The organism is Modestobacter sp. VKM Ac-2983 (genome assembly GCF_026967885.1).
GTDB lineage: Bacteria > Actinomycetota > Actinomycetes > Mycobacteriales > Geodermatophilaceae > Modestobacter.
In genome coordinates this window covers 498,363-523,070 of the sequence record NZ_JAPVBK010000002.1, presented here as the reverse complement: position 1 = coordinate 523,070, position 24,708 = coordinate 498,363, and the positions used below count along the sequence as shown (strand labels likewise).

The window sequence follows — 24,708 nt, the reverse complement described above, 5'->3', positions numbered from 1 at the left end:
CCGACGAGGACCCAGGTGGCGAGTCGACCGCCGGGAGGAGACGCCGGGTCCTAGCCTCCCAGCAGGAGGTACGACCATCGACAGCACACGCTCGAGGCCGGTTCGCCGATCAGTGGCCGGCGCATGCCTGACCCTGCTGACCGGGCTCGCCGCCTGTGCCGCACCCGCTGACGAGCAGCTGGGAGGGCCCGCTCAGCCGGTGGAGCAGGTGATCGCCGACCCTGCGCTGGCCGCGTGCGTGGCTGCCGCGACCGGCCTGTCCGACGCGACCGTGGCCGTCTCGGCCGCAGACCTCGGCGAGGTCCGGGAGCTGCACTGCGATGGTCAGAGCTCCACACTCGGACCCATCCGGTCACTCGAGGGCCTCCAACGGCTGGTGGCCCTCGACGTCCTGGACGCACCCCGCAACGAGATCAGCGACCTGACACCGCTGGCCGACCTGTCCCAGCTGGGCACGGTCACGCTGACGGACAACGCGGTCAGCGACCTGGCGCCCCTGGCCGGCCTCGCGCTGTTCGACCTGGGCCTGTCCCAGAACCCGATCAGCGACCTGACGCCACTCACCGAGGTGACCACCCTCAACGCCCTGGGGGTGGCAGCCGCCCAGGTCACCGACATCGGCCCACTGGCCGGCCACGACGCGCTCCGGATGCTGGACCTCTCCGACAACACGATCACCGACGTCACCCCGCTGGCCGGGCTGCCGAACCTCGACACCCTGCGGCTGGCACAGAACCGGATCGTCGACCCGGCACCGCTGGGCACCGTCCCCACGCTGCTGGTCCTCGACGTCTTCGGCAACCAGATCGCCGACGTCCACGGGCTGGCCGATGCGCCGCTGCTGCAGGAGCTCCAGCTGGGCGCCAACCCGCTGACCGACCTCACCCCGCTCGTCCAGGTCCGGACGCTGGTCAACCTGGGGCTGGACGAGACCGATGCGACGGGGCTGACCGGCATGGACGACCTGCGCGCCGCCGGCATCAGCGTCAACGGCCTGGCCTAGACCCCCGATCGGTCCAGGCCACAGGCCGTCAGGCCGGGCGGGAGGTCCTGGCCAGGTGCAGCCAGGTGTCGACGACGGTGTCCGGGTTCAGCGACATCGACTCGATCCCCTGGGCCACCAGCCACTCGGCGAGGTCGGGGTGGTCGCTGGGGCCCTGGCCGCAGATGCCGACGTACTTGCCGCGCTCCAGGCAGGCCGTGATCGCCATCTCCAGCACGGCCAGGACGGCCGGGTTGCGCTCGTCGAAGCTGCCGGCCACCAGGCTGGAGTCGCGGTCCAGGCCGAGGACCAGCTGGGTCATGTCGTTGGAGCCGATGGAGAACCCGTCGACGTGGTCCAGGAACTGATGAGCCAGCAGCGCGTTGGACGGCAGCTCGCACATCATCACCACCGACAGGCCGTTCTCCCCGCGGCGCAGGCCGTGCTCACCGAGCAGGCGGACCACGCCCTCGATCTCCGCCACGGTCCGCACGAACGGGATCATGATCTTGACGTTGGTCAGCCCCATCTCGTCCCGGACGTACCGCAGCGCCTCGCACTCCATCGCGAAGCAGTCGGCGAAGTCGGCCGACAGGTACCGCGACGCCCCGCGGTAGCCCAGCATCGGGTTCTCCTCGTGCGGCTCGTAGCGCTCCCCGCCGAGGAGGTTGGCGTACTCGTTGGACTTGAAGTCGCTCATCCGCACGATCACCGGCTCCGGCGCGAACGCCGCGGCGATCATCGAGACCCCCTCGGCGACGCGCTGTACGAAGAAGTCCCGCGCCGAGGGGTAGGCGACGATCCGTTCGGTGATCTGCGCCTTCAGCTCCGGCTCGAGGGTCTCCAGCTCCAGCAGCGCACGCGGGTGGATGCCGATCTGCCGGTTGATGATGAACTCCAGCCGAGCCAGCCCGACCCCGGCGTGCGGCAGCCGGGAGAACGCGAACGCCTGCTCCGGCGTCCCCACGTTCATCATGATCTTGGTGGGGATCTCCGGCATGGCGTCCAGCTCCGTCTCGGCCACCTCGAAACCCACCTCGCCGGCGTAGACCAGCCCGGTGTCGCCCTCGGCGCAGGAGACGGTGACCGGGTCGCCGTCGCGCAGCGCCCGGGTCGCGGTGCCCGTGCCGACGACGGCGGGGATGCCGAGCTCGCGGGCGATGATCGCCGCGTGGCAGGTGCGGCCGCCGCGGTTGGTCACGATCGCCGAGGCCCGCTTCATGATCGGTTCCCAGTCCGGGTCGGTCATGTCCGCGACCAGCACGTCACCGGGGGTGAAGGAGTCCATCTCGTCGATGTCGGTGAGCACCCGGACGGCACCCGCGCCGATCTTCTGCCCGATCGCCCGCCCCTCGACCACGACGTCCCCGGTGCCGGTGAGCCGGTAGCGCTCGGACGTGGTGCCGGCGCGGGACTGCACCGTCTCCGGGCGGGCCTGCAGGATCATCAGCTGCCCGGTCAGGCCGTCCTTGCCCCACTCGATGTCCATCGGCCGGCCGTAGTGCTCCTCGATCTTCAACGCCTGGCGGGCGAGCTCGTGCACCTCGTCGTCGGTGAGCGACAGCCTCCGGCGGTCGGCGGGGTCGACGTCGATGAACTCCGTCGTCCGGCCGACCTCGGCGTGCGCGGTGTAGACCATCTTGGTGGCCTTCTCCCCCACGCCACGCTTGAGGACGGCGGGGCGCCCGGCGCGCAGGGCGGGCTTGTAGACGTAGAACTCATCCGGGTTGACCGCGCCCTGCACCACGCCCTCCCCCAGCCCGTAGGCCGACGTGATGAAGACGGCGTCCCGGAAACCGGACTCGGTGTCCATCGTGAACAGCACGCCCGACGCCCCGACGTCCGAGCGGACCATCCGCTGCACGCCCGCGGACAGCGACACCGACTCGTGGTCGAAGCCGTGGTGCACCCGGTAGGCGATCGCCCGGTCGTTGTAGAGCGAGGCGTAGACCTCCCGGACCGCCTGGAGCACCGCGTCGATGCCGCGCACGTTGAGGAAGGTCTCCTGCTGGCCGGCGAAGGAGGCATCCGGCAGGTCCTCGGCCGTGGCGGACGAGCGGACCGCGAAGGAGGCCTCGGCGTCGTCCCCGGCGAGCCTCTCGTAGGCGGCCCGGATGTCGGCCTCCAGCGCCGACGGGAACGGCTGCTCGACCACTTCCCGGCGGATCTCGGTGCCGGCGGCGGAGAGCGCCCGGACGTCGTCGGTGTCCAGCGTGCGCAGCCGCTCGGCGATCCGGGCCGCCAGCCCGGTGTCACCGAGGAAGCGCTGGTAGGCCGCCGCGGTGGTGGCGAAGCCGTCCGGGACGCTGACCCCGGCGTCGGCCAGGTTCGAGATCATCTCGCCCAGCGAGGCGTTCTTGCCGCCCACGACCTCCAGGTCGGCCAGCCCCAGCTCGGCGAACCAGCGGACGTTGTCGGCCTCGTCCGCGCTGCCTCCCGGGACGCCACCGTTCGGGGTGCTGCCGGCCGGGGCCTCGGGTGTGGTGTCGGTGCTCATGCTCGGGTGGTCCTTCCGCGCCGGAGGTCGTGGCCCGTTGACGGGCGGCCGGAGCCGCGCCGCTGCCGGGCCAGGGTCTGGATCACCACGGCGGCGATCTCCTCGACGGAGGCCGCCGAGGTGTCGACCGTGGGCAGGGAGTGCGTCTCGTACATCGCCGTCGCCCGGCGCAGCTCGTAGCGGCACTGGTCCTCCGACGCGTACCGCGAGTCCGGGCGCCGCTCCTGCCGGACCCGGCTGAGCCGGGAGACCGTGGTGGTCAGCCCGAAGCACCGGTCCCGGAGCTCCTTCACCGGGCGGGGCAGGTCGGTGGTCTCCAGGTCCTCGTCGACCAGCGGGTAGTTGGCCACGAACAGGCCGTGCTGCAGCGCCAGGTACATCGCGGTCGGCGTCTTGCCGCAGCGGGACGGCGCCAGCAGGACGACGTCGGCCCGGTCCAGCCCGCGCGGGCTCAGCCCGTCGTCGTGCTCGATGGCGAACTCGATCGCCGCCATCCGGCTGTTGTAGCGCCGGACGTCGCCGACCCCGTGCAGCCGCCGGGCCTCCCGCAGCCCGCGGGTGCCCAGCTGCTCCTCGACCCGGTCCATGTGGATGCCGAAGAAGTCGATGATCGGGGCCTTGGTCTTCAGCAGCTCCTCACGTACCTCGTCGACCGCGGCGGTGGTGAACACGAGCGGGGTGACCGGCCCGTCCATCGCCTCGTCGAGCTGGGCCACCACCTCGCGGGCCTCCTCGACCGAGGAGATGAACGGGATCAGGGTGCGCTCGAAGTGCACGTCGGGGAACTGGATGAGCAGCGCGTTGCCCATCGTCTCGGCGCTGATCCCGGTGCTGTCGGACAGGAAGAACACCGGGACGACGGCGTCCGGGTCGTGCTCCGGCAGGTCAGGCGTCATGCAGCACCTCTGGTCTTCCGCGTCGTTGCAGAAAGAGCGAGCTCGGGGGTGAGCATCCCCCGTCGGCGGCCTCCGGCGCACCTGCGCGGCCGCCGCCGACCCGGATGGCGCCGGCGGCCTCCCGATCAGGGCCGGGCGCCGCGCCAGCGCAGCACCTCCAGCGCCGCAGCGACGGCGATCGTGTTCTCCGCCAGCGGCCGCGGCAGGAGCTCCTCGGCGCGGGCCAGCCGGCGGAGCACCGTGTTGCGGTGGGTGAACAGCCGCGCCGCCGTTCGGGTGGCGTTGCCGAGCTCCCGGACGTAGACCCGCACCGTCTCGCGGGTGTCCGCCTCCGCCCCGAGCAGGCCGCCGAGGGTGTCGGTGAGGAACCCCTCGACCCGGTCGGGAGCGCTGGTGAGCAGCGCCACCAGCTGCACGTCCTCGTAGCGGGCGACCTGCTGCGGTGAGGTCAGCCGGTCGAGCATCTGCTGGGTGGTCGCCGCGTCCAGGTGACTGCGCCGGAAGCCCTCGACGTCGAGCCCCGGCCGTCCCACCGCCACCCGGACGTCGGGGGCACCGGCCAGCCCGGCGGCCACCGCGTCCACCTCGGGCGCACGGCCGATCGGCAGCCACACCCAGAGTGCGGTCGCACCGGCGACCACGGTCAACCGGCGGGTGGCGCCGCCGGCCCGCATCGCCGCCTCGGCCGCGGCCTCCAGCTGGCCGGAACCGGCGCCGGCGGCATCGCTCCAGACGACGACGGCGGTGTGCGGCCCGGTGAGGCCGTAGCCCAGCTGCGCCTCGGCCCGGGCCCGGGACAGCGGCGCGCCCTCCAGCAGCAGCGACACCGTGGCGCGGCGCTCGGCGTGCGCACCACGGGTCAGCTCGGCGCGCTCGGCGGCCATCCGGGCGGACACCGCGGCCACGGTGTCGTCGATGAACGTGCTGATCGACCGCGCCGACACGTCCAGCAGCTCACGCAGCTCGGCGGTGTCCGCGGTGAGCTGGAAGCAGATGTCCATCCACCGGCGCCAGGCGACCGCCTGGGCGGTGCGGTAGGCGTCCAGGCCCCGGTGGTCCAGCCCGCGTCGGACCAGGTCCCGGGCCCCCTCCAGCACCTCGGGCCCCAGGTCGACCGTCACCCGCTCACCGGGGCGCTGCACGTTGGCCGCCGCCCAGCGCAGCAGGTTGGCGCGGTTGGCCCGCCGGGCCCCCTCGGCGAGCACCGGGTCCTCGGCGACCGGGCGCATCCCGGACCCGCTCAACGCCGCGGTGTGCAGCTCCGCGACCCACTCGGCCCGGGGGTCCAGGGCGAGCTCCGCGCCACGCCGGAAGAGCTCCCGGACGGCCGGCGAGGGGGTGGGCCACTCGGAGGTCACCGGTTCATCGTGCACCCTCTGGCGTCGAGGATGGTGCGGATCGTGCTGGCGGAACGCTCTCCAGTCCCGGAAGGTCGAGACAGCGCCCTCCCTGCTGACCTGGAGCGACCATGAGCACCCCGACCGCCGTCGAGCACCTCGACGTCCTGATCGTGGGCGCCGGCCTCTCCGGCATCGGCGCCGCGTACTACCTGCAGCGCGACCACCCGCAGCGCTCCTTCGCGCTGCTGGAGGCCCGCGGCGCCACCGGCGGCACCTGGGACCTGTTCCGGTACCCGGGCATCCGCTCGGACTCCGACCTGCACACCTTCGGCTACGAGTTCGCGCCGTGGCGCGACCCGCAGTCCATCGCCGGTGCCGACCGGATCCTCGACTACCTGCGCGGCACCGCCGCCGAGCACGGCATCGATCGCCACGTGCGCTTCCACTCCCGGGTGGTCGCCGCCTCGTGGTCGTCGGCGCGGGCCCGGTGGACCGTCGAGGTGGAGCGCACCGACACCGGCGAGCGGACGGCGCTGACCTGCGGCTGGCTGTTCGTCGCCGGCGGCTACTACCGCTACGACGAGGGCTTCACCCCGCACTTCGAGGGGCGCGAGCGGTTCGGCGGCGAGATCGTGCACCCGCAGCACTGGCCCGAGGAGCTGGACACCGCGGGCAAGCGGGTCGTCGTCATCGGCAGCGGGGCCACCGCGGTCACCCTCGTCCCGGCGCTGGCGGAGACCGCCGCGAGCGTGACGATGCTGCAGCGCACGCCCAGCTACGTCATGCCGGTGCCGGCCGAGGACAAGCTGGCCAACCGGCTGCGCCGGGTGCTGGGCGAGGAGCGCGCCCACCCGCTGATCCGCCGCAAGAACATCGCCACGAGCCGGCTGGTCTGGCAGTTCTGCCAGCGGCACCCGGAGCGGGCCCGGAAGCTCATCCGCTGGGTCAACGCCAAGCAGCTCCCCGCGGGCTATCCGGTCGACGAGCACTTCAACCCGCCGTACGGCCCCTGGGACCAGCGGCTGTGCGCCGTCCCGGACGGCGACCTGTTCCGCGCGATCCGTGAGGACCGGGCCGAGGTCGTCACCGACCGGATCGTCACCTTCACCGAGACCGGGGTGCTGCTGGCGTCCGGCCGGGAGCTGCCGGCCGACGTGATCGTCACCGCCACCGGGCTGAACCTGCAGGCGTTCGGCGGGGTCCGGTTCACCGTCGACGGGAGCGAGGTGCGGCTGCCCGAGACCGTCGCCTACAAGGGGATGATGCTCTCCGGCGTGCCCAACCTCGCCTTCGCGGTCGGCTACACCAACAGCTCCTGGACGCTGAAGATCGGGCTGCTCTGCGAGCACTTCACCCGGCTGCTCACCCACCTGGACGCGCACGGGTACGACAGCGTCCGCCCCGAGCCCCGCGACCCGGAGATGCCCACCCGGCCGTTCCTCGACTTCGCCGCCGGCTACGTCCAGCGGGCCGTCCACCAGCTGCCGCGGCAGGGTGACCGGATGCCCTGGCTGACCTCGATGGACTACCGGTCGGACGTCAAGCTGCTCCGGGTCGACAGCGTCGTCGACCCGGAGCTCGTCTTCGCCCGCAGCGGCGCGGCCGAGCAGGTGGCCGCGTGAGCGCCGCGGACCTGGACCGGTTCGTCGACCTGCCCGCCGGGCCGCGGCTCTGCTACCGCACCGACGGCCCGGACGACGGCGTCCCGCTGCTGCTCGTCGCCGGCCTCGGCCTGGACCTCACCTCCTGGCCACAGCGGATGGTCGACGGGTTCACCGGCTACGGCTTCCGCGTCGTCCGCCTCGACAACCGCGACATCGGCCGCTCCAGCGTGATCGGCACCCGGTCCCCGGGGCGGCTGCGCCAGCTGCTGGCCCGGCCACGGCCGGACGCCTACGACCTCGCGGACATGGCGGCGGACACCCACGGGCTGCTGGAGCACCTGGACGTCGACCGCGCCCACCTGGTCGGCATGTCGATGGGCGGCATGATCGCCCAGACGCTCGCCGCGCGGCACCCGGACCGGGTCGCCAGCCTGACGTCGATCTTCTCCACCACCGGGAACCGGCGGATCGGGCAGCCGGCCCGGTCCACCCTGGCGCGGCTGGCGTAGGCGCCGGCGCGCACGGTCGAGGAGTCGGTCGAGCGCCACCTCGCCCTGCTGCGGCACATCGGCTCCCCGACCGCCCTGCCCGACGACGACCTGGAGCGGACCTGGGCGCTGGGGCTGTGGGAGCGGGGCGGCGGGGCGCGGGCCCGGGCCGGTGTGCCACGGCAGATCAGCGCGATCCAGGCCTCCGGCGACCGGACGGCGGAGCTGCGGCGGATCACCGCACCCACCCTCGTGGTGCACGGGTCGGCCGACCGGATGGTGCACCCGACCGGCGGCCGGGCGACCGCGGCCGCCGTCCCCGGCGCCCGGTTCGTCGAGCTCCCCGACCTGGGGCACCACCTGGCCCCCGGCGTCGTCGACCAGCTCGTCGAGCTCACCACCGACCTCGCCCGCAGCACCGGCGCCCCGCTCGCGCCGCTGGCACCGACAGGAGACCCCCGATGAGCAGCGTGCAGGGCAAGGTCGCCGTCGTCACCGGCGCCGGGTCGGGCATCGGCCGGCAGCTGGCCCTGGAACTGGCCCGGCGCGGTGCGCGCGTCGCGGTGTCCGACGTGGACGCGGACCGGTCCGCCGCGACCGCCGCCCGCGCCCGGGCACTCGGTGCCGAGGTGCACAGCGACGTCCTCGACGTCGCCGACCGCGCCGCCGTCCTGGCGTACGCCACCACGGTGGCCGACCACTTCGGCGTGGTGCACCAGATCTACAACAACGCCGGGGTCGCGGGCGGCGGCACGGTGCTGGACAGCGAGTGGGCCGACTACGACCGGATCCTGGGCATCAACCTCTTCGGCGTCCTGCACGGCACCAAGGCGTTCCTCCCCCACCTGATCGCCTCCGGGGACGGGCACGTCGTCAACGTGTCCAGCCTCAACGGGGTCATGGGCCAGGCATCGCTCAACGCCTACAGCGCGAGCAAGTTCGCCGTCCGCGGGTTCACCGAGTCCCTGCGCAGCGAGATGCTGCTGGCCGGGCACCCGGTGCAGGTGACCGTCGTCCACCCCGGTGGCGTCCGCACCGACATCTCCGCCGCGGCGCTGGCGCACTCCAGGCAGCACGGCACGGTCACGGCCGACGACGAGGCCCGGGCACGCATGTACGAGGAGAAGCTGCTCCGGATGCCCGCCGAGCAGGCGGCCCGGATCATCGTGGCCGGCGTGGCGGCCGGCCGCTCCCGGGTGCTGGTCGGCACCGACGCGAAGGTCGTCGACCTGCTGGTGCGGCTGCTCCCCGCCAGCTACCCGCGGCTGGCGGCCCTGGTCCAGCGGCGGGCGCTCCGGACCTGATCGGGCCCACGGTCCCTCACCCGAGCCGGGTGAGGGCGCGACGGTCGGTCGTCCGGGCGGCGTCGTCCTGGCGCACCGACGGTTCGGTCGTGCGGGCGACCAGGGCCAGGAGGGCCAGGCCGGCGACGACCCACCACGGGTTCGCGATCAGCGTCTCCTCCACCCCGGCCAGCGGGTCGGCCAGCCAGCCCAGCCGGTCCAGCGCCCAGGTCGTGGCGGCCACCAGCGCGATGAGCGCACCGGTGGTGCGGACGGCGGGGTACCAGCGGGTGCGCGAGAGCAGGTACAGCGAGGGGATGACCAGCGCGACGGTGAGCAGCTGGGCGAGTTCGACGCCGACGTTGAACGCCAGCAGCGCGGGCACCGAGGTGGCGCCGCCCAGCCCCAGGTCGGTGAGGATGCCGGCGAACGCCAGCCCGTGCACGAGGCCGAACCCGCCGGCCACCAGCACCTCGCCGCGGCGGGCCAGGGGGCGCAACGCGTGCACGGCGGCGACGCCCACCGACACCGCGATCAGCACCTCGACCGGCGCGCTGGGCGCGGTCACCCAGCCCAGCGCGGAGGCGAGCAGGGTCAGTGAGTGCCCGACGGTGAAGGCGGTGACCACGGCCAGCACCGAGTGTGCGGTGGGCCGCATCCCGTCCCGCCGGCGCCACCGGCCGGCGACGGCGGCCACCGGTGCGACCAGCAGCAGGGTGAGCAGGAACAGCAGGTGGTCGGCGCCCTCGAGCACGTGGTGCAGGCCGTACCCGACCATGTCGGTCAGTCCGGTGCCCAGACGGCCGTCGTCCCCGATGACGAGCGTGAGGTCGGTGGCGGTGAGCACGCCGGCGGTGGAGATGTCCCCCGCTGCGTCGGTCAGCACGACCACCGCCTCGTGCGAGGCATCGACCTCCAGGACGCCGTCGTAGCCGAGGGTGAACGCCGACGGGTCCGCGCTACCGGGGTCCAGCACGACGTCGACGCGGTAGGAGTCGATGCCCTCCACGGTCTCGCGCAGCACCGGCGACCAGGTCTCGGTCCAGGTGCCGTCGTCGGTGCCGGTGACGGTCAGGTGCTCGGCGAGGTAGCTGCTCACCTCGGCGTCGGTCGGCGAGCCACCGAGCACCCCGTCGAGGGTGTCAGCGGCGACGGAGACGGTCGCCTCGACCTGCTCCTCGCCGACCCGGACGGCGAGCGTGCTGCTGGTGAGGCTGTGCGCCTGGGCGGCGCCGGCGGTGAGCAGTGTCAGGCCCCCGGCCAGCACGCCGGTCAACACACCGGTCAGCGCGGTCACGGCCAGGGCACGGGTGGGACGCGTCGTCATGCCGTCGACCGTGTCCGGCTGGGCTGTGCCCGGGCTGAGGACGGCGTGTGGGTCGTCCAGGAAGAACTCAGCGAGCACACAGCGAGCACAGGCGGAGCGCAGAGGAGGCCCGTCCAGCGTGGTCGGCACACCACCCGGTCGTCCCACGACGACCCCGACCGACAGGACTCCCCCGTGAAGATCCGCACCACCGTGGCCGCCCTGGCTCTCTCCCTCGCCCTCCCCCTGGCCGCCTGCGGGACCACCGACGACGCAGCCACCGCCAGCACGTCGACCACCTCCACCGAGTCGACCAGCTCCACGGACGCGACGCCCGAGGAGGCCGGCTTCGGCGGCGGGATGCCCGGCGGCGGCCAGGGCGGCCCCGGCGGGTCGGTCGACGTCTCCTCGGTCACCACCGAGGAGGAACTGGTCGAGCTGGTCCAGGACGCCTACGGCGACCCGAGCCTGGACCTGCACCGCGGTCACCAGCCGGTGGAGGACGTCCTCGACGAGGTCCTCGGCATCACGCACGAGGAGCTGCACGTCCGGATGGAGGCCGGGCAGGGCCTGGCCGAGGTCGCCGAGGACCTGGGCATCGACCCGCAGGAGCTCATCGACGGCATGGTGGCGAAGTACGCCGTGGCGATCGACACGCTGTTGGCCGACGGCACGATCACCGAGGAGGAGGCCGACCAGTACCTCGCCGACCTCGAGACGGCCTTCGAGTTCCGGGTCACCTGGGACGGCGAGGCGGCGACGCCGACCTACACCGGACTGTCCGCCTGACCCGGGCCGGGAGCCACTGAACCCGGGCTGGCGTGCAGGGGCCGGTGGAGGGCGGGACGTGCCACGATGCCGTCCGTGGAGCCCAGCGGAGTCGAGCAGGTACGCCGGCGGATCACCGCGACCTCGGCCGAGGCCGTGGTCGCGGAGAGCAGGCAGCGCGCCGAGGAGATCGCCGAGCTCGGTGCCTTCCTCGCCCTCGCCGACCACCCGGAGTGGCGCGAGGGGCTGCTGGCCGGTGTCCCGCTCGCGGTCAAGGACAACCTGGACACCCGGGACCTGCCCACCACCGGAGGGACGCCGGCCCTGCGGGACTCCCGGCCGGGTCGCGACCACCCTGCCGTGGCACGGCTGCGCGCGGCCGGCGCCGCCGTGATCGGCAAGACCAACCTGCACGAGCTGGCCCTCGGGATCACCAGCAACAACGCCGCCTTCGGGCCGGTGCGCAACCCGCACGACCCGACCCGCTCGGCCGGGGGCTCCTCGGGTGGGTCCGCCGTGGCGGTCGCGACCGGGGTCGTGCCGATCGCGCTCGGCACCGACACCGGCGGGTCGCTGCGGGTGCCGGCCGCGCACTGCGGCGTCGTCGGGTGGCGCCCCACGACCGGCCGCTGGGGCACCGGCCGGGTCGTGCCCATCTCACGCACCCGGGACACCGCCGGAGTGCTCGCCACCTCCGTCGCCGACGTCGCACTCGTCGACGAGATCGTCACCGGGGAGTCCGCCGCGAGGCCGTCCGGCCGCCCGCTGCGGCTGGGCGTCCCCCGCGAGGGCTTCTACGACGACCTGCACCCCGAGGTCGCCCGCTGCACCGAGCAGGCGCTCGAGCGCCTGGCCGCCGCCGGTGTCGAGCTCGTCGAGGTGCAAGTCGTCGGCGGTCACACGCTGGACGAGGAGTGCGGCTTCCCCATCGTGTTCTTCGAGATCGCGCAGGACCTGCCGGCCTACCTGGCGACGCTGCCCGGACCCGAGAGCGCGCTCACCCTGGCCGACGTGCTGGCGCAGGTGGCGTCGCCGGACGTCCGGGGTGCGCTCGAGGCCGCCACGAGCGGGGTCGTCACCGAGGAGGTCTACCTCCAGGCGATGACCACCCGCGACCGCCTGCGCGCCGCCTACGCCGCGGCCCTGCAGCCCCCCGGCGCGCAGCGGCTCGATGCCCTCGTCTACCCGACGGTGCCCCTGCCCCCGCCGCCGCTCGGGGACGACGAGACGACCGAGCTCAACGGGCGCCAGGTGCCGGTCTTCCTGACCACGATCCGCAACACCGGTCCCGGCTCCACGGCGGGCATGCCCGCCCTCTCCCTGCCGGCGGGGACGACGCAGGCCGGCCTGCCGATCGGCATCTCGCTGGAGGCCCTGCCGGGTGAGGACGCCGCCCTGCTGGCGAGCGCCCGACGGGTGGAGGCCGCGCTGGCGGGCGACTGAGCACTGCCCGGGCGCTCGGCCGAGCGCGCCGGCGCGCTCATCGCTGGGCCGCCGGACGGAGGACGATCTCGTTCACGTCGACGTCCGCGGGCTGGGCCAGGGCGTAGGAGATCGCGCCGGCCACGGCATCGGCCGGGATGCTGCGCGCCCGGTAGCCGCGCATCAGCTCTCGGGCACCCGGGTCGGAGATGGTCCCGGCGAGCTCGGACTCGGTGACGCCCGGCGAGATGGTGGTGACCCGGATGCTGGGGTCGGCCTCCTGGCGCAGCCCCTCGGTGATCGCCCAGGCCGCGTACTTGGTGCCGCAGTAGACCGCGGCCGTCGGCGACACCGCGTGCGCCCCGATCGAGGCCAGCGTGACGACGTGGCCACTCCCCTGCCGCTGGAAGTGCGGCAGGACCGCGGCGATGCCGTACAGCAGACCACGCACGTTGACGTCGATCATCCGGTCCCACTCGTCGACCAGCAGTGCATCGAGGCGGGACAGCGGCATCAGGCCGGCGTTGGCGACCAGGACGTCGAGCCGCCCGTGCCGGTCGACGATGCCCGCGACGGCGGCCGCCGTCGCCGCTCGGTCGGTGACGTCGAGCTGCAGGGGCTCGACCCGGCCGCCGGTCGCGGCGCACTCGGCGGCCAGCTCGGTCAGCCGCTCGGTGCGGCGGGCGGCCGCGACGACCAGGTGGCCCTCTGCGGCGAGCCGCCGGGTGGTCGCCGCGCCGATGCCGCTGCTGGCGCCGGTGACGAGGACGACCCGTGCGGTGGTCGGGGTGCTGGTGGTCGGGTTGCTGATCGTCATGGTGCTCCTCCTGCGTCCGGGGTGTGCCGCCACCGTCGTCCGGACAGGTCGGCTGCGAGGTGCCGCCGTCCTCCTGGGTGCACGGCTCCCACCCAGGCGGCCTCCCCGGCACCTACGGTCGGGGGCATGTCAGCAGGTGAACTGGGTGAGTTCCTCCGCGCGCACCGGGCGCTGGTCACGCCCGCCCAGCTGGCGCTCGCGCCGGGGCTGAACCGCCGGGTCCCAGGACTGCGCCGCGAAGAGGTGGCGCTGCTGGCGGGGGTGAGCGTCGACTACTACGTCCGGCTGGAGCAGGGCCGCGAGCGCCACCCGTCGGTGCAGGTGCTGGACGCGCTCAGCAGCGTGCTGCTGCTCGGCGACGACGCGCGCCTGCACCTGTACCGGCTGGCCGACATCGCACCCCGCCCGCTCACCGACCGGTCCCCGGAGCGGGTCGACCCCGACCTCGTGCAGCTCATGGACGCCTGGCCGGGGAACCCCGCGTTCGTGCTCGGCCGCACCTACGACGTGCTGGCGTGCAACCGGCTGGGCGCGGCACTGCTGGCACCGCTGACCCACTCGGACAACCTGCTGCTGAACGTGTTCCTCGACCCGGCCGCCCGGCAGTTCTACGCCGACTGGTCGCGGGCGGCGGTCAACACGGTGGCGGGCTTCCGGCTGCAGTACGGGGCTCTGCCCGACGATCCCCGCGCCCGGCACCTGGTCCGCCACCTGACCGACGAGAGTCCTGAGTTCAGGCGGATCTGGGCCCGGCAGGAGGTGCGGGGGAAGAGCGCGGAGGTCAAGACGTTCCTGCACCCCGACGTCGGCCGGCTGAGCCTGCGCATGCAGACCCTCGACGTGCGCAGCTCGCCCGGCCAGCAGCTCGTCGTCTACCTCGCCGATCCCGGCTCCACCGACGCCGACGCGGTCCAGCTGCTGGGCACGCTCGCCGCTGACCGGGAACAGGGCGTCCGCGACCGCTGACCTCCGTCGTCCTGGCAGGTCAGCGCGGCCGGCGGATGCCCGGGAGAGCGGACCTCGGTCAGGTCCGCGTGGGCGTCGTGCGACCCGGCCGCCGGTCGACCCAGGAGATCATCGCGGCGACCACCAGGAGGAGCGAGGGCACCAGGAGCCCGAAGCCGACGCCGAGCGCCGTGACCAGCGACCACACCAGTGACGCCACCGCGAGGACCGAGACGACCGCCGGGGCCAGCATCGTCCGGCTGGCGCACTCGACCCACAGCGCCACGGCCGCGAACACCGCCGGCACGCCGAACAGGATGAGGGCGACCGAACCACTGTCCTCCCACACGGCCGGGCCCTGCCAGGCCGAGTAGCCCAGGACGCCCACGAGCGAGACAGCGGTCAGCACGCACGCTCCCGGAGAGGAGAGAGCCATGCCCAGTCCTCCCTCGACGTCTGTGCGAACCGTCCTCGTGCACACGCTCGCCACCACTCTCCTCCCATCTGCCGACGCGGCCAACGCGCGAGGCCATGCGCAGTGGAGGGCGACGGTGCGGTCGGGGACAGTGTCGGGATGGAGCGTCCGCACGCCGTCCTCAGCGCGCGCGACCGGCTCCCCCGGCGGCACTTCCTGCGTACCGCCCGGCTGAACGCCGTCGGGTTCAGCGCGCTCGGTGGAGCGTGCCTGGTCGCGGCGGCCACCGGTGCGCTGGCGTCGCGGAGGACGGGCCGGCCACCGGCTGTCGGGGCGGCGCTCGGACCGGCCGTCGTCCTGACCGGCCTGGTCACCCTCGACCGACGGAGGTGGGCCGGCACGACCACGGGCTTCTCGTTCACCGACGACGCCGCGACGACCCGGGCGGTGGCCGACCAACTGGCCGCCCGCGGCCTGCCGGTGATCGTCGAGGAACACCCTCCGGGGAGCCCCGCCCTGCGCTACGCCCACCGGCATGCCCGGCGGGTGCACGCCGCACTCGAAGGCCTCGGGATCCCCGCGCCCCGCCCCTGACCCGGTGGTCGTGCCGACCGGCCCGACCGCTCGTCGGTCAGGCCGGTCGCTGGCCCCGGGACCGACCGGGGACCCCGGTCGACCTGCGCAGGATGAGCTCCGAGGGCACGACCAGTTCGGGGGCGTGGTCCCGAGGCTGCTCCATCGAGTTCAGCAGGATCTCGACCGCCGCGCGCCCGACGTCGGCGTGCGCACCACCGAGCGTGGTCAGGGTCGGGGTGCACAGGTCGGCGGCGAAGATGTCGTCGAACCCGACCACGCTGATGTCCTGCGGCACCTGGATCCCGCGGTCGGCCAGGCGCCGCAGGACGCCGATCGCGAGCAGGTCGTTGTGCGCGATGGCCGCCGTCGCCCCGGTGGTCAGCGCCGCGTCGGCGGCCGCGCCCCCGCTGGCCACGGTCGGCGCGAACGGCCCCATGCGCTGCGCACGCAGGCCCAGCTCCGCCGCGGCCGCACGGATCGCCGCCCAGCGACTGGCGGCCATCCACGAGTTGCGCGGGCCGGCGAGGTAGACGACCGAGTCGTGTCCGAGGGACGCCAGGTGGGCGACCATCTGCCGACACCCCTCGGCGTGCTCCAGCACGACGCTGGCGAGTCCGGGCACCCGGCGGTTGACCACGACCACGCGGTGGCCGGCGGCCAACTGCAGCAGGTCCTCCGCGGGCTGACGGCTGGCGGCCAGCAGGAAGCCGTCGACCGACCGGGTCAGCCGGTGGATCTGCTCCAGCTCGATCCGCGGGGACTCCTCCGCGTTGACCAGCACGAGCGTGTAGCCGGAGGCCTTCGCGCGCATCTCCGCACCCCGGATGAGCTCGAAGAAGTGCGGGTTGGTGATGTCCGAGACGACCATCGCCACGGTGCGCGTCCGGCGGGACACCAGCGCCCGCGCGTGCGGGTTGGGCTGGTAACCGAGGCGCCGGGCGACCTCCAGGACGTGCTCCCGCGTCGCGGCCCCGACCCGGTCCGGGTTGCTGAACGCCCGCGACACCGTGGACGTCGCGACGCCGGCGGCCTGGGCCACGTCGTAGATCGTCGAGCTCCTCATGTGCACATCACGGTCAGGTTACGAGGGTGTGGCAACACATGGCAACCGTTTGCCGTCTGACCGCCGACCTTCGTACGGTCCCCCGGTGCTGTGACGGGCAGCACAAGAGCTGGTGGAGGGGCTGACGATGACCGGAACTGGCGGGAGCACCACCGCCCGGCGGGGACCGACGTGGATCTCGGTGATCACGAAGGTGGAGCTCGGGCTGGCCGCGACGGCGCTGGCGGTGTTGTTCGTCCTGGTGCTCGTGCAGGCCGCCCAGCGCTACCTGCCGGTCGGCGGCTGGTCGTGGACCGGCGAGCTGGCGCGGTTCTGCCTGGTGTGGGTCACGTTCACGGTGGCCGGGGTGTTGGTCACCACCGACTCCCACATCGCCCTGCAGCTCGTCGACAACGTGAAGAACCCGAAGGTCGTCCGCTTCGTGCGGGTCCTGGCCAGCGCCATCGTCGCGGTGATCGGCGCCGGCTTCGCGGCGGAGGCCTGGGAGCTGATGTCCTCGCAGGGGCAGCTCAAGTCGCCGTCCCTGCGGATGCCGCTGACCTTCCTGTACCTCTTCCCCTTCCTCGGCTTCCTCAGCACCGCGATCCGCGGCGCCGTGGCCGCGGTGGTCTTCGCCGTCCGCGGCGTGCCGGCTCCGGTCGGGACGACGGAGGTGCGGCCGGCATGAGCCTCCTGCTGCTGACCATCGCGATCGTCGCCCTGCTCTTCATCCGGGTCCCGGTGGCGTTCGCGTTCCTCGGTCCCTCGCTGGCCTACATGCTGCTCACCGGGCAGTCCCTCGGCCTCAGCCTCCGGCTGATCGTCAACGCGACGGCCAGCTTCCCGCTGCTCGCGGTGCCCTTGTTCATCCTGCTCGGCGTCATCGCCAACCGGGGCGGCATCGCCGACCGGCTCTTCGACTTCGCCCTGGCGCTGCTGGGCCGGGTGCGCGGCGGTCTGGGCTACGTGAGCGTCGGCGTGAGCCTCGGCTTCTCCTGGATGAGCGGTTCCGCCGTGGCCGACGCCGCCGCCCTGGGGAAGATCCAGATCCCGGCCATGGTGCGCAACGGGTACCCGCTCCGCTTCGGTCTGGGCGTCACCGGTGCCGCCTCGCTGATCGCGCCGGTGATGCCGCCGAGCATCCCCGCGGTCATCTTCGCCGGGCTGGCCGCGGTCTCGACCGGTGGGCTGTTCGCCGCCTCCGTCGTGCCGGCGCTGCTGATGGCCTTCGGCCTGTGCGTCGTCGTCTTCATCCTGGTGCGCAAGCAGCCGGACATCGTCCGGACCGACTTCTCGATGCGCCGGCTGGTCGTCACCGGACGACGGGTGATCGGCCCGATCCTCGCCCCGGTGATCATCCTGGGCGGCATCCTGGGCGGCTTCTTCACGCCCACCGAGGCCGCGGCCGTCGGCGTCGCCTACATGCTGCTGCTCTGCCTGGCCTACCGGAGCCTGAAGGTCCGGGAACTGCCGAAGGTGCTCACCGAGACGGTGACGACGACCGGCGCGATCATGCTGATCGTCTCCTCGGCGTCCCTGCTCGGCTACATCCTGGCCCGCGAGCGGGTTCCCCAGATGCTGGCCGAGAACGTCTTCGGGTTCACCGAGAACGCCACGGTCTTCCTGCTGATGACCGCGATCCTGATGCTGGTCCTGGGCACGGTGGTGGACCCGACCGCCGTCCTGGTGCTGGTCGTGCCGATCCTGCTGCCGATCAGCGCGAGCTTCGGCGTCGACCCGATCGTGCTCGGCGTGCTGATGATCGTCGCGCTGATGATCGGCCTGCTCACCCCACCGGTCGGCACCGTGCTCTACGTCCTCAGCTCGGTGGCCGAGACGAAGGTCAGCGAGGTCTTCCGCGGCTGCCTGCCGTTCATCGTCCCGCTCGTGGTGATCCTCGGCCTGATCATCGCCTTCCCCGACGCGGTCCTCTGGCTGCCGGGGGTGCTGGGCCTGTGACCGGCTCCGCACCGCAGACGGGCGCACCCGCCCCGCGCCGGTCCTTCCTCGCCGGGCTCCTCGGGCAGGGCATCGGTCCCTCGCTCTCCCCCGAGCTGCACGAGCGGGAGGGCGCCCGCCAGGGACTGCGCTACACCTACAAGACCGTCGAGCTGCCGGACGACGCCCTGCAGCCGGACCACCTGCGGCGCCTGCTGCGCGCCGCGGTCGAGCTCGGCTTCGACGGGCTCAACGTCACCCACCCGGTCAAGCAGGTGATGGCACCGCTCGTCGACGACCTGGCGCCGGAGGCCGCCGCCATCGGCGCGATCAACACGATCGTGATCGAGGACGGTCGCACGCGGGGTCACAACACCGACGTGACCGGCTTCGCCGCTGCTCTGCAGGCCGGGCTGCCCGGGGTCGCGCTGGAGCGTGTCGTCCTCATCGGCGCGGGCGGTGCGGGAGGCGCGGTCGCGCACGCCCTCGCCGGCCAGGGCGTCGAGCAGCTGTCGGTGGTCGACCGCGACGCGGTGCGCGCCGAGCAGCTGATCGGCGCGCTCGCGGCAGCCGGCAACCAGGTGTCGACGGCGGTGTGCGCGCCAGAGGAGCTGCCCGACCTGCTCGCCGGCGCATCCGGTCTGGTGAACGCCACCCCGATGGGGATGGCGGCCCACCCGGGCACCCCGGTTCCCGCCGGCCTGCTGCGCCCGGACCTCTGGGTCGCCGACATCGTCTACCGACCGCTGCTGACCGAGCTCGTGCGGGAGGCGACCGCCTTGGGGTGCCAGGTGATGACCGGCGCCGGGATGGCCGTGAACCAGGCCGCCGACTCCTTCGAGCTCTTCATCGGCCGTGCTGCGGCTCGGCCGGCCATGTTCGCCGACTTCGACGCGCTCGTCGCCGCCGAGGTCAACGGCGACGACCCGTCCGGCAACCCACCACCAGGCACCCCGACCACCCGACCGACCGAGCACTGAGAATCCCAACGAAGGGAAAGACCATGCCCAACCGTCCCCTCCCCAAGCGCCCGCTCCTCGCGGCCTCCGCCCTGCTCCCGCTCCTGCTCGCCACCGCCTGTGGCGGCGACGACGCCGGCGGCGGGGACGCCGGCGGTGGCGGCGGCGAGGTGGAGCTGACGCTCGCGCACAGCTACACCGAGGCACAGCCGCAGCACCGGTGCGGTGCCCAGGTCATCGCCGACGAGGTCGAGGCCGCCGACGTCGGTGTGACCGTGGAGCTCTTCCCGAGCAGCCAGCTCGGTGGTGACGCCGACCGCATCCAGTCGGTGATCTCCGGTGACATCGACCTCGACATCCAGGGCGCCTCGGCGCTCGGGGCGGTCTACGAGCCGATGAGCGTCGTCGACGCGGCCTACGCGTTCGACGACGGCGAGCACCTCGCCCGGTTCTTCGGCAGCGACGCCTCCGACGAGCTGACCCAGGGGTTCGCCGACTCCACCGGCGCCAGCGTGCTCGGTGCCTGGTCCGCCGGCGCCCGGCACTTCACCGCCGGCCAGCCGATCCGGGAGCCCGCCGACCTGGAGGGCCTGCGGATGCGGTTCCCCAACTCGCCGCAGTACCTGATGAACGCCCGCGCCCTGGGTGCGGACCCGACCGAGGTGGCCTACGAGGAGCTGTACCTGGCTCTGCAGCAGGGCATCGTCGACGGTCAGGAGAACCCGATCGTCAACATCGACGCCCAGAACCTGGGTGAGGTGCAGGACTACCTGAGCCTGTCCGCGCACCAGGAGAACTCCAACCTGGTCATCGCCGGCCCGGGCGTCGAGGAGCTCTCCGACGAGCAGCGGGAGGCGCTCGACGCCGCGGTGGCCGCGGCCGTCGAGCAGGTCCCCGAGTGCGTCGCGGAGGACGAGCAGCAGGTCCTCGACGAATGGACCTCCGGCGGGGAGTTCGAGGTCGTGGAGGACGTGGACGTCGACGCCTTCCGCACCCGGGCCGAGGAGTACCTGCGGGCCAACCTGAGCGAGGAGCAGCTCGGCGTCTACGAGGCGATCCGCGACTCGGCCGAGTGACCGACGCTCTCCGCACCCAGCCCCGGGGCGACTCCGCGCAGGAGCGCCCCGGGGCGGTGGTGCAGACCTTCCGGGGCCCGGTGCACCCCGACCACCTCGGGTCGACGCTGGTGCACGAACACGTCTTCGTCGGCAGCCCGGAGCTCGACCTCAACCACCCGCACCCGGAGTGGGAGCCGGACACCGCCGTCGACCGGGCCGTCACCGCCCTGACCCGGTTGCGCGATCTCGGCGTCCGGACGGTGGTCGACCTGACCGTCCTGGGCCTCGGCCGGGACGTCGCCCGCCTGGTGCCGGTGGCCGAACGGGCCCCGGTGCACCTGATCGCCTCGACCGGCTACTACACCTCGAACGTGCTGCCGCCCTTCTTCCGCACCCACGGGCCGGGGCTGCTGGTCGACGGCCCCGACCCGCTCATCGAGTTCTTCGTCCAGGACATCGAGGAGGGCATCGCCGGCACCGGCGTGCGGGCCGGGATGCTCAAGGTGGTCACCGACGAGGAGGGCATCACCACCGACGTCGCCCGGGTGATGACGGCCGCCGCGGTGGCCCACCAGCAGACCGGCGTCCCGATCACCACCCACAGCCGGCCCGCGCTGCGCAACGGGCTGGAGCAGCAGTCCTTCCTGCGGGAGCACGGCGTCCCCCTCGACCGGGTCGTGATCGGCCACTCCGGGGACACCGAGGACCGCACGTACCTCCGGCTGCTGATGGACGCCGGCTCGACCATCGGCATGGACAGGTTCGGGATGGAGCACGTCCTGCCCGACGAGCGCCGGGTCGCCACCGTGCTGGCGCTGCTGCGGCTGGGCTACGCCGACCGGATGGTCCTCTCCCACGACGCAGCCTGCTTCAGCCGCGTCACGCCGCCCTCGTGGCGCGCGGTCCACGCACCGCACTGGCGCTTCGAGAACATCCCCACGCGGGTGGTCCCGATGCTGCTCGCCGGCGGCGCCAGCGAGGACGACGTCCACCGGATGACGGTGGTCAACCCGGCCCGACTGCTCACCCCACACCCGAGGAGGCCGTCATGAGCTCGGTGCTCGTGCTCAACGGCCCGAACCTGGACCTGCTCGGCACCCGCAAGCCGGAGGTGTACGGCTCGGCCACGCTGGCCGATGTCGAGCAGTTGTGCCGGGAACGGGCGGCCGAGCTCGGGCTGGACGTGGAGTTCCGGCAGTCCAACCACGAGGGCCAGCTCATCGACTGGGTGCACGAGTGGGGCCGGCGCGTCCGGGACGGCCAGGCGATCGGCGCCGTCTACAACCCGGGCGCCCACGCGCACACCTCCATCGCCCTGCGGGACGCGATCGAGGGGGTGGAGCTGCCGGTGGTCGAGGTCCACATCTCGAACGTGCACGCCCGCGAGCAGTTCCGGCACCACTCCTACATCTCCCCCGTCGCCCGGGGCGTCGTCGTCGGTCTCGGGGTGCTCGGCTATCCCTTGGCGCTCACCGGTCTCGCTGAACTGACCCGAGCGCGGCGCTGACCGGGGGTCAGCCCGCCCCGAGCCGGCGGGCGCGGGCCCGGGGGTGCTCGAGCATCTGGTCGACCAAGCCGTGCAGGTGGTGCAGCCGGGCGACGGGGTCGTCGGTGAGCAGGCCGACGGAGTCGTCGCCCCCGAGCGCGACCGGCACGTGCGGCGGCAGCGTGGCGAGCAGCCCGGCCACGGTCTCACCGGCGTGCTCGACCTGGCGCGCGCTGACCCGGACGTAACCCAGGGTCTCCCCGAGCACGTCGACGGCCGCCTCGACCTCGCCGGGCGCGCAGCTGCCCACCGGCACGTCCAGGACGACCCCACCGCCACTCGGCCCGACGACGGCGGCCGCGTCGGCGAGCAGGTCCGGACGGTCGACCGGCAGCGGTGCGAGCAGCGGCAGGAGCCGGTACGGGCGGGCCTGCTCGACCAGCCGACCGAAGACCTCGACCCGCTCGGCGACGCGTCGTCCGGCCGCGTCGTCCGCGCTGAACCGGGCGGTCACGTACCGGGCGCCGAACCGGGCCCCCAGGTCCAGCACCCGGCCGTGCGCGGCGTGCACGTGGTCGTCGGGCAGGGTGCCGCCGAGCTGGACGCGGCCGACGTCGAGCACCGTCACCCGGGTCTCGAGGAGCTCGTCGACGAGTCGCAGCAGGTTCCGTTCCCCCGCGCCGCCGGACCACCAGGGCTCCACCTCGGCCACGGCCCCGACGTGCAGGCCGATCGAGTCCCAGCCGCTGCCGGCCAGCAACTCGGCGAGCTCGGCGGGGTCGCGGGGGTGCACCACCGACTGGTGCACGGCCAACCGGTTCACGGCACGTCCGTCCTCTCTGCTCCGGGGCGCCGGACCGGCGTCACCGTGGGCGACCGCCGCTGGCGGCGGTGGGCTGCCATCCTGACCGGCGCATCGGCGTTCCCGAACCCGTCGTAGCCCCCCAGCCGCTGCACGACCACGACGAACAGCCGGTCGCCGAGCACCTCGGTCGCCAGGTGCAGGCAGGCGCCGTACGCGTCCTCCTCGTACATCAGCCCGTGCTGCCGGACGGCCGTGAGCAGGTCGGCGGGGAGGTCGAAGCGGGCCTCGAGGTCGTCGGCGTAGTTGTCCGGCAGCCGGAGCAACGGGGCGCCCGCGGCCTGCAGCCGCTGCGCCGTCTCCACGACGTCGTCGGTGGCGAAGGCGATGTACTGCGGCTCGGGGACCCGAGGCGCCCAGCCACCGCGGCGCAGCGACGAGGCAGAGAGCGTCAGCCGCACCGCCCGGTCGGGCCCGGTCACCGCCCGGGTGCGCACCAGGCCGAAGGGGGCGGCCAGCTCGGTCACCTGCTGCGGCTCCAGGCCCAGCACGGCCCGGTAGAACAGCCCGGCCTCGTCGAAGGAGTCGAACGGCTGGGTCAGCGCCACGTGGTCGGTCCCGGTCAGGCCGGCGCCCGGCGCGGGTGTGACACCGGTGGGCAGGAAGTCGGCCGGCCACCCGTCGGCCACCGTGCGGGTGAAGAAGACCTCCGTCCCGTCCGGAGCGGCGACCGCGGACAGGTCCGCCTCCGCTGCACCGCGGGTCCGGGGCAGCACCGGGGCGCTCATCGCCTCGGCACGGACGGCCGAGCGCACCGGGTCGCTGCTCTCCAGGCCCAGGGCGGAGACCACGGCCTCCCCGAGCGCATCGGGCCGGACGACGGAGGCGTTGAGCAGCACCCTCGCCGCCCCCTGCTCCCACAGCTGCACCGGCTTGGACCGGTGCTGACCGCTGTGCGTGAACCCGAGGGTCGTCAGCACCTCCCCGACCTGCGGCCCGGAGACCCCGTCGACGGCCAGCTCGGTGAACGACCAGCCGGACAGCGCCGGCGCGGCCGGTGGCGGATGGACGCCGGCGGCGGGATCGCCCAGCGCGAGCGCCTCCTCGAGCCACTGCAGCGAGCGCATGGCGTCGACCGCGGTGCGGGCCGGATCGGACTGCCGGTACACGTCGTTGAAGACCTCCAGCGACCACGGCCCGCGATACCCGGTCGCGAGGACGGCGCCGAGGAAGCCGGACAGGTCGAAGGCACCCTGCCCAGGGAACAGACGGTGGTGCCGGCTCCACTGCAGCACGTCCATCGTCAGCTGGGGGGCGTCGGCCAGCTGGAGGAAGAAGACCTTCTCCCCCGGAACGGCGGTGAAGCCGCGCGGGTCACCACCGCGGGAGAGGACGTGGAAGCTGTCCAGGCACAACCCCAGCGCAGCGGAGTCGGCCCGGCGGACGGCATCCCAGGACGCCTCCCAGGTCGAGACGTGCTGGCCCCAGGCGAGCGCCTCGTAGGCGATCCGCAGTCCCCGCCGCTCGGCCCGGCCCGCAGCGGTCGACAGCTGCTCGGCGAGCTGGTCGACGTCGGCGACGGCGTCGGGTGCGACCGAGGAGCAGACCAGCACGGTGTCCACGCCCAGCGCGCCCATCACGTCGAACTTCCGCTCCGCACGCCGCAGATTGGCGGCGAACCGCGTGGGATCGGTGGAGTCCAGGTCCCGGAACGGCTGGTACAGGTCGATCGACAGACCGAGGTCGGCGCAGCGCGCGGCCAGCTCGGCCGGCGGCCAGGGCGAGGCGATCAGGTCGGGCTCGAAGACCTCGATGCCGTCGAAGCCCGCGGCCGCGGCCGCGGTGAGCTTGTCCTCCAGGGTCCCCGACAGGCAGACGGTGGCGATCCCCCGGCGTGGGTGCCGGGCGCCCGCGAGGTGAGGTGGACGAGCTGCTGGCATGGACCCTGCCCTCTTATGTACCAAGTGGTGAGTTACCGACCACCCGACCACATCGGACGTCGGGGCGCCAGTCCCCCCGCCGGGGCCGGAGGCCCGGTCGCCGGGTCCGCTCCGCGCAGGCCGTTGCATAGGCTCCGCCGCACG

The 24,708-nt window shown here is 73.5% G+C and carries 24 protein-coding genes; 15 read left to right on the top strand and 9 right to left on the bottom strand.

Annotation, left to right across the window (positions count from 1 at the left end):
• Positions 1-199 precede the first annotated feature (199 nt).
• The gene (locus O2W18_RS08915; protein WP_269187183.1) at positions 200-1,003 is read left to right on the top strand and encodes a leucine-rich repeat domain-containing protein; all 804 of its coding nucleotides are present in this window, start codon (positions 200-202) and stop codon (positions 1,001-1,003) included.
• Positions 1,004-1,031: 28 nt separating this feature from the next.
• Here O2W18_RS08915 and ppsA read toward each other — a convergent pair whose 3' ends face one another.
• From ppsA to O2W18_RS08900, 3 genes are all read right to left on the bottom strand, one after another.
• A complete protein-coding gene (ppsA, locus tag O2W18_RS08910; RefSeq protein ID WP_269187182.1) occupies positions 1,032-3,479 on the bottom strand; it encodes a phosphoenolpyruvate synthase in 2,448 nt (815 codons plus the stop codon).
• The gene (locus O2W18_RS08905; protein ID WP_269187181.1) at positions 3,476-4,375 is read right to left on the bottom strand and encodes a pyruvate, water dikinase regulatory protein; all 900 of its coding nucleotides are present in this window, start codon (positions 4,373-4,375) and stop codon (positions 3,476-3,478) included. Before O2W18_RS08905 ends, ppsA begins: the two co-directional genes overlap by 4 nt.
• A 125-nt stretch (positions 4,376-4,500) precedes the next feature.
• Positions 4,501-5,733: a PucR family transcriptional regulator gene (locus tag O2W18_RS08900; RefSeq protein ID WP_269187180.1), complete on the bottom strand. Its 1,233-nt coding sequence runs from the start codon at positions 5,731-5,733 to the stop codon at positions 4,501-4,503.
• Positions 5,734-5,843: 110 nt separating this feature from the next.
• Between O2W18_RS08900 and O2W18_RS08895 the strand changes: the two genes are divergently transcribed.
• From O2W18_RS08895 to O2W18_RS08880, 4 genes are all read left to right on the top strand, one after another.
• Positions 5,844-7,337, top strand: a complete 1,494-nt coding sequence (locus O2W18_RS08895; protein ID WP_269187179.1) for a flavin-containing monooxygenase — start codon at positions 5,844-5,846, stop codon at positions 7,335-7,337.
• Positions 7,334-7,828 (top strand): alpha/beta fold hydrolase, encoded by a 495-nt coding sequence (locus tag O2W18_RS08890; protein WP_269187178.1) that lies wholly within the window; start codon positions 7,334-7,336, stop codon positions 7,826-7,828. The genes O2W18_RS08895 and O2W18_RS08890 overlap by 4 nt, the downstream gene beginning before the upstream one ends.
• 153 nt (positions 7,829-7,981) lie before the next feature.
• The gene (locus tag O2W18_RS08885; RefSeq protein WP_269187177.1) at positions 7,982-8,272 is read left to right on the top strand and encodes an alpha/beta fold hydrolase; all 291 of its coding nucleotides are present in this window, start codon (positions 7,982-7,984) and stop codon (positions 8,270-8,272) included.
• On the top strand, positions 8,269-9,111 hold the full coding sequence (locus O2W18_RS08880) for an SDR family NAD(P)-dependent oxidoreductase (RefSeq protein ID WP_269187176.1): 843 nt from the start codon (positions 8,269-8,271) through the stop codon (positions 9,109-9,111). The genes O2W18_RS08885 and O2W18_RS08880 overlap by 4 nt, the downstream gene beginning before the upstream one ends.
• A 16-nt stretch (positions 9,112-9,127) precedes the next feature.
• Here O2W18_RS08880 and O2W18_RS08875 read toward each other — a convergent pair whose 3' ends face one another.
• The gene (locus O2W18_RS08875) at positions 9,128-10,417 is read right to left on the bottom strand and encodes a HupE/UreJ family protein (RefSeq protein WP_269187175.1); all 1,290 of its coding nucleotides are present in this window, start codon (positions 10,415-10,417) and stop codon (positions 9,128-9,130) included.
• Between the two features lie 174 nt (positions 10,418-10,591).
• On the opposite strand from O2W18_RS08875, the gene O2W18_RS08870 reads away from it, so the two are divergent.
• The gene (locus tag O2W18_RS08870) at positions 10,592-11,185 is read left to right on the top strand and encodes a hypothetical protein (RefSeq protein WP_269187174.1); all 594 of its coding nucleotides are present in this window, start codon (positions 10,592-10,594) and stop codon (positions 11,183-11,185) included.
• Between the two features lie 75 nt (positions 11,186-11,260).
• On the top strand, positions 11,261-12,607 hold the full coding sequence (locus tag O2W18_RS08865) for an amidase family protein (RefSeq protein ID WP_269187173.1): 1,347 nt from the start codon (positions 11,261-11,263) through the stop codon (positions 12,605-12,607).
• Between the two features lie 37 nt (positions 12,608-12,644).
• Here O2W18_RS08865 and O2W18_RS08860 read toward each other — a convergent pair whose 3' ends face one another.
• Positions 12,645-13,403 (bottom strand): SDR family oxidoreductase, encoded by a 759-nt coding sequence (locus O2W18_RS08860; RefSeq protein ID WP_269187172.1) that lies wholly within the window; start codon positions 13,401-13,403, stop codon positions 12,645-12,647.
• A 126-nt stretch (positions 13,404-13,529) separates the two neighbouring features.
• On the opposite strand from O2W18_RS08860, the gene O2W18_RS08855 reads away from it, so the two are divergent.
• Positions 13,530-14,369, top strand: a complete 840-nt coding sequence (locus tag O2W18_RS08855) for a helix-turn-helix domain-containing protein (RefSeq protein ID WP_269187171.1) — start codon at positions 13,530-13,532, stop codon at positions 14,367-14,369.
• A 58-nt stretch (positions 14,370-14,427) separates the two neighbouring features.
• Here O2W18_RS08855 and O2W18_RS08850 read toward each other — a convergent pair whose 3' ends face one another.
• Positions 14,428-14,784 (bottom strand): hypothetical protein, encoded by a 357-nt coding sequence (locus tag O2W18_RS08850; protein WP_269187170.1) that lies wholly within the window; start codon positions 14,782-14,784, stop codon positions 14,428-14,430.
• A gap of 138 nt (positions 14,785-14,922) precedes the next feature.
• On the opposite strand from O2W18_RS08850, the gene O2W18_RS08845 reads away from it, so the two are divergent.
• On the top strand, positions 14,923-15,357 hold the full coding sequence (locus tag O2W18_RS08845; RefSeq protein WP_269187169.1) for a hypothetical protein: 435 nt from the start codon (positions 14,923-14,925) through the stop codon (positions 15,355-15,357).
• Between the two features lie 37 nt (positions 15,358-15,394).
• Here O2W18_RS08845 and O2W18_RS08840 read toward each other — a convergent pair whose 3' ends face one another.
• The gene (locus O2W18_RS08840) at positions 15,395-16,402 is read right to left on the bottom strand and encodes a LacI family DNA-binding transcriptional regulator (protein WP_269187168.1); all 1,008 of its coding nucleotides are present in this window, start codon (positions 16,400-16,402) and stop codon (positions 15,395-15,397) included.
• A gap of 181 nt (positions 16,403-16,583) precedes the next feature.
• Between O2W18_RS08840 and O2W18_RS08835 the strand changes: the two genes are divergently transcribed.
• From O2W18_RS08835 to aroQ, 6 genes are read left to right on the top strand one after another with little or no spacing between them, the layout of a single operon-like run.
• Positions 16,584-17,069 carry a TRAP transporter small permease gene (locus O2W18_RS08835; RefSeq protein WP_269173698.1) on the top strand — a complete coding sequence of 162 codons (486 nt, stop codon included), beginning with the start codon at positions 16,584-16,586 and terminating at the stop codon, positions 17,067-17,069.
• Complete coding sequence (locus O2W18_RS08830; protein ID WP_269187167.1) at positions 17,066-18,340, top strand: TRAP transporter large permease; 1,275 nt, start codon at positions 17,066-17,068, stop codon at positions 18,338-18,340. The genes O2W18_RS08835 and O2W18_RS08830 overlap by 4 nt, the downstream gene beginning before the upstream one ends.
• Positions 18,337-19,299 carry a shikimate dehydrogenase gene (locus O2W18_RS08825; protein ID WP_269187166.1) on the top strand — a complete coding sequence of 321 codons (963 nt, stop codon included), beginning with the start codon at positions 18,337-18,339 and terminating at the stop codon, positions 19,297-19,299. Before O2W18_RS08830 ends, O2W18_RS08825 begins: the two co-directional genes overlap by 4 nt.
• 23 nt (positions 19,300-19,322) lie before the next feature.
• Entirely contained in the window at positions 19,323-20,354 is a 1,032-nt protein-coding gene (locus tag O2W18_RS08820) for a DctP family TRAP transporter solute-binding subunit (RefSeq protein WP_269187165.1), read from the top strand.
• On the top strand, positions 20,351-21,388 hold the full coding sequence (locus O2W18_RS08815; protein WP_269187164.1) for a phosphotriesterase family protein: 1,038 nt from the start codon (positions 20,351-20,353) through the stop codon (positions 21,386-21,388). Before O2W18_RS08820 ends, O2W18_RS08815 begins: the two co-directional genes overlap by 4 nt.
• Complete coding sequence (gene aroQ, locus O2W18_RS08810; RefSeq protein ID WP_269187163.1) at positions 21,385-21,843, top strand: type II 3-dehydroquinate dehydratase; 459 nt, start codon at positions 21,385-21,387, stop codon at positions 21,841-21,843. The genes O2W18_RS08815 and aroQ overlap by 4 nt, the downstream gene beginning before the upstream one ends.
• 7 nt (positions 21,844-21,850) lie before the next feature.
• Here aroQ and O2W18_RS08805 read toward each other — a convergent pair whose 3' ends face one another.
• Entirely contained in the window at positions 21,851-22,645 is a 795-nt protein-coding gene (locus O2W18_RS08805) for a hypothetical protein (protein WP_269187162.1), read from the bottom strand.
• On the bottom strand, positions 22,642-24,564 hold the full coding sequence (locus O2W18_RS08800) for a sugar phosphate isomerase/epimerase and 4-hydroxyphenylpyruvate domain-containing protein (protein WP_269187161.1): 1,923 nt from the start codon (positions 24,562-24,564) through the stop codon (positions 22,642-22,644). Before O2W18_RS08800 ends, O2W18_RS08805 begins: the two co-directional genes overlap by 4 nt.
• Positions 24,565-24,708 lie beyond the last annotated feature (144 nt).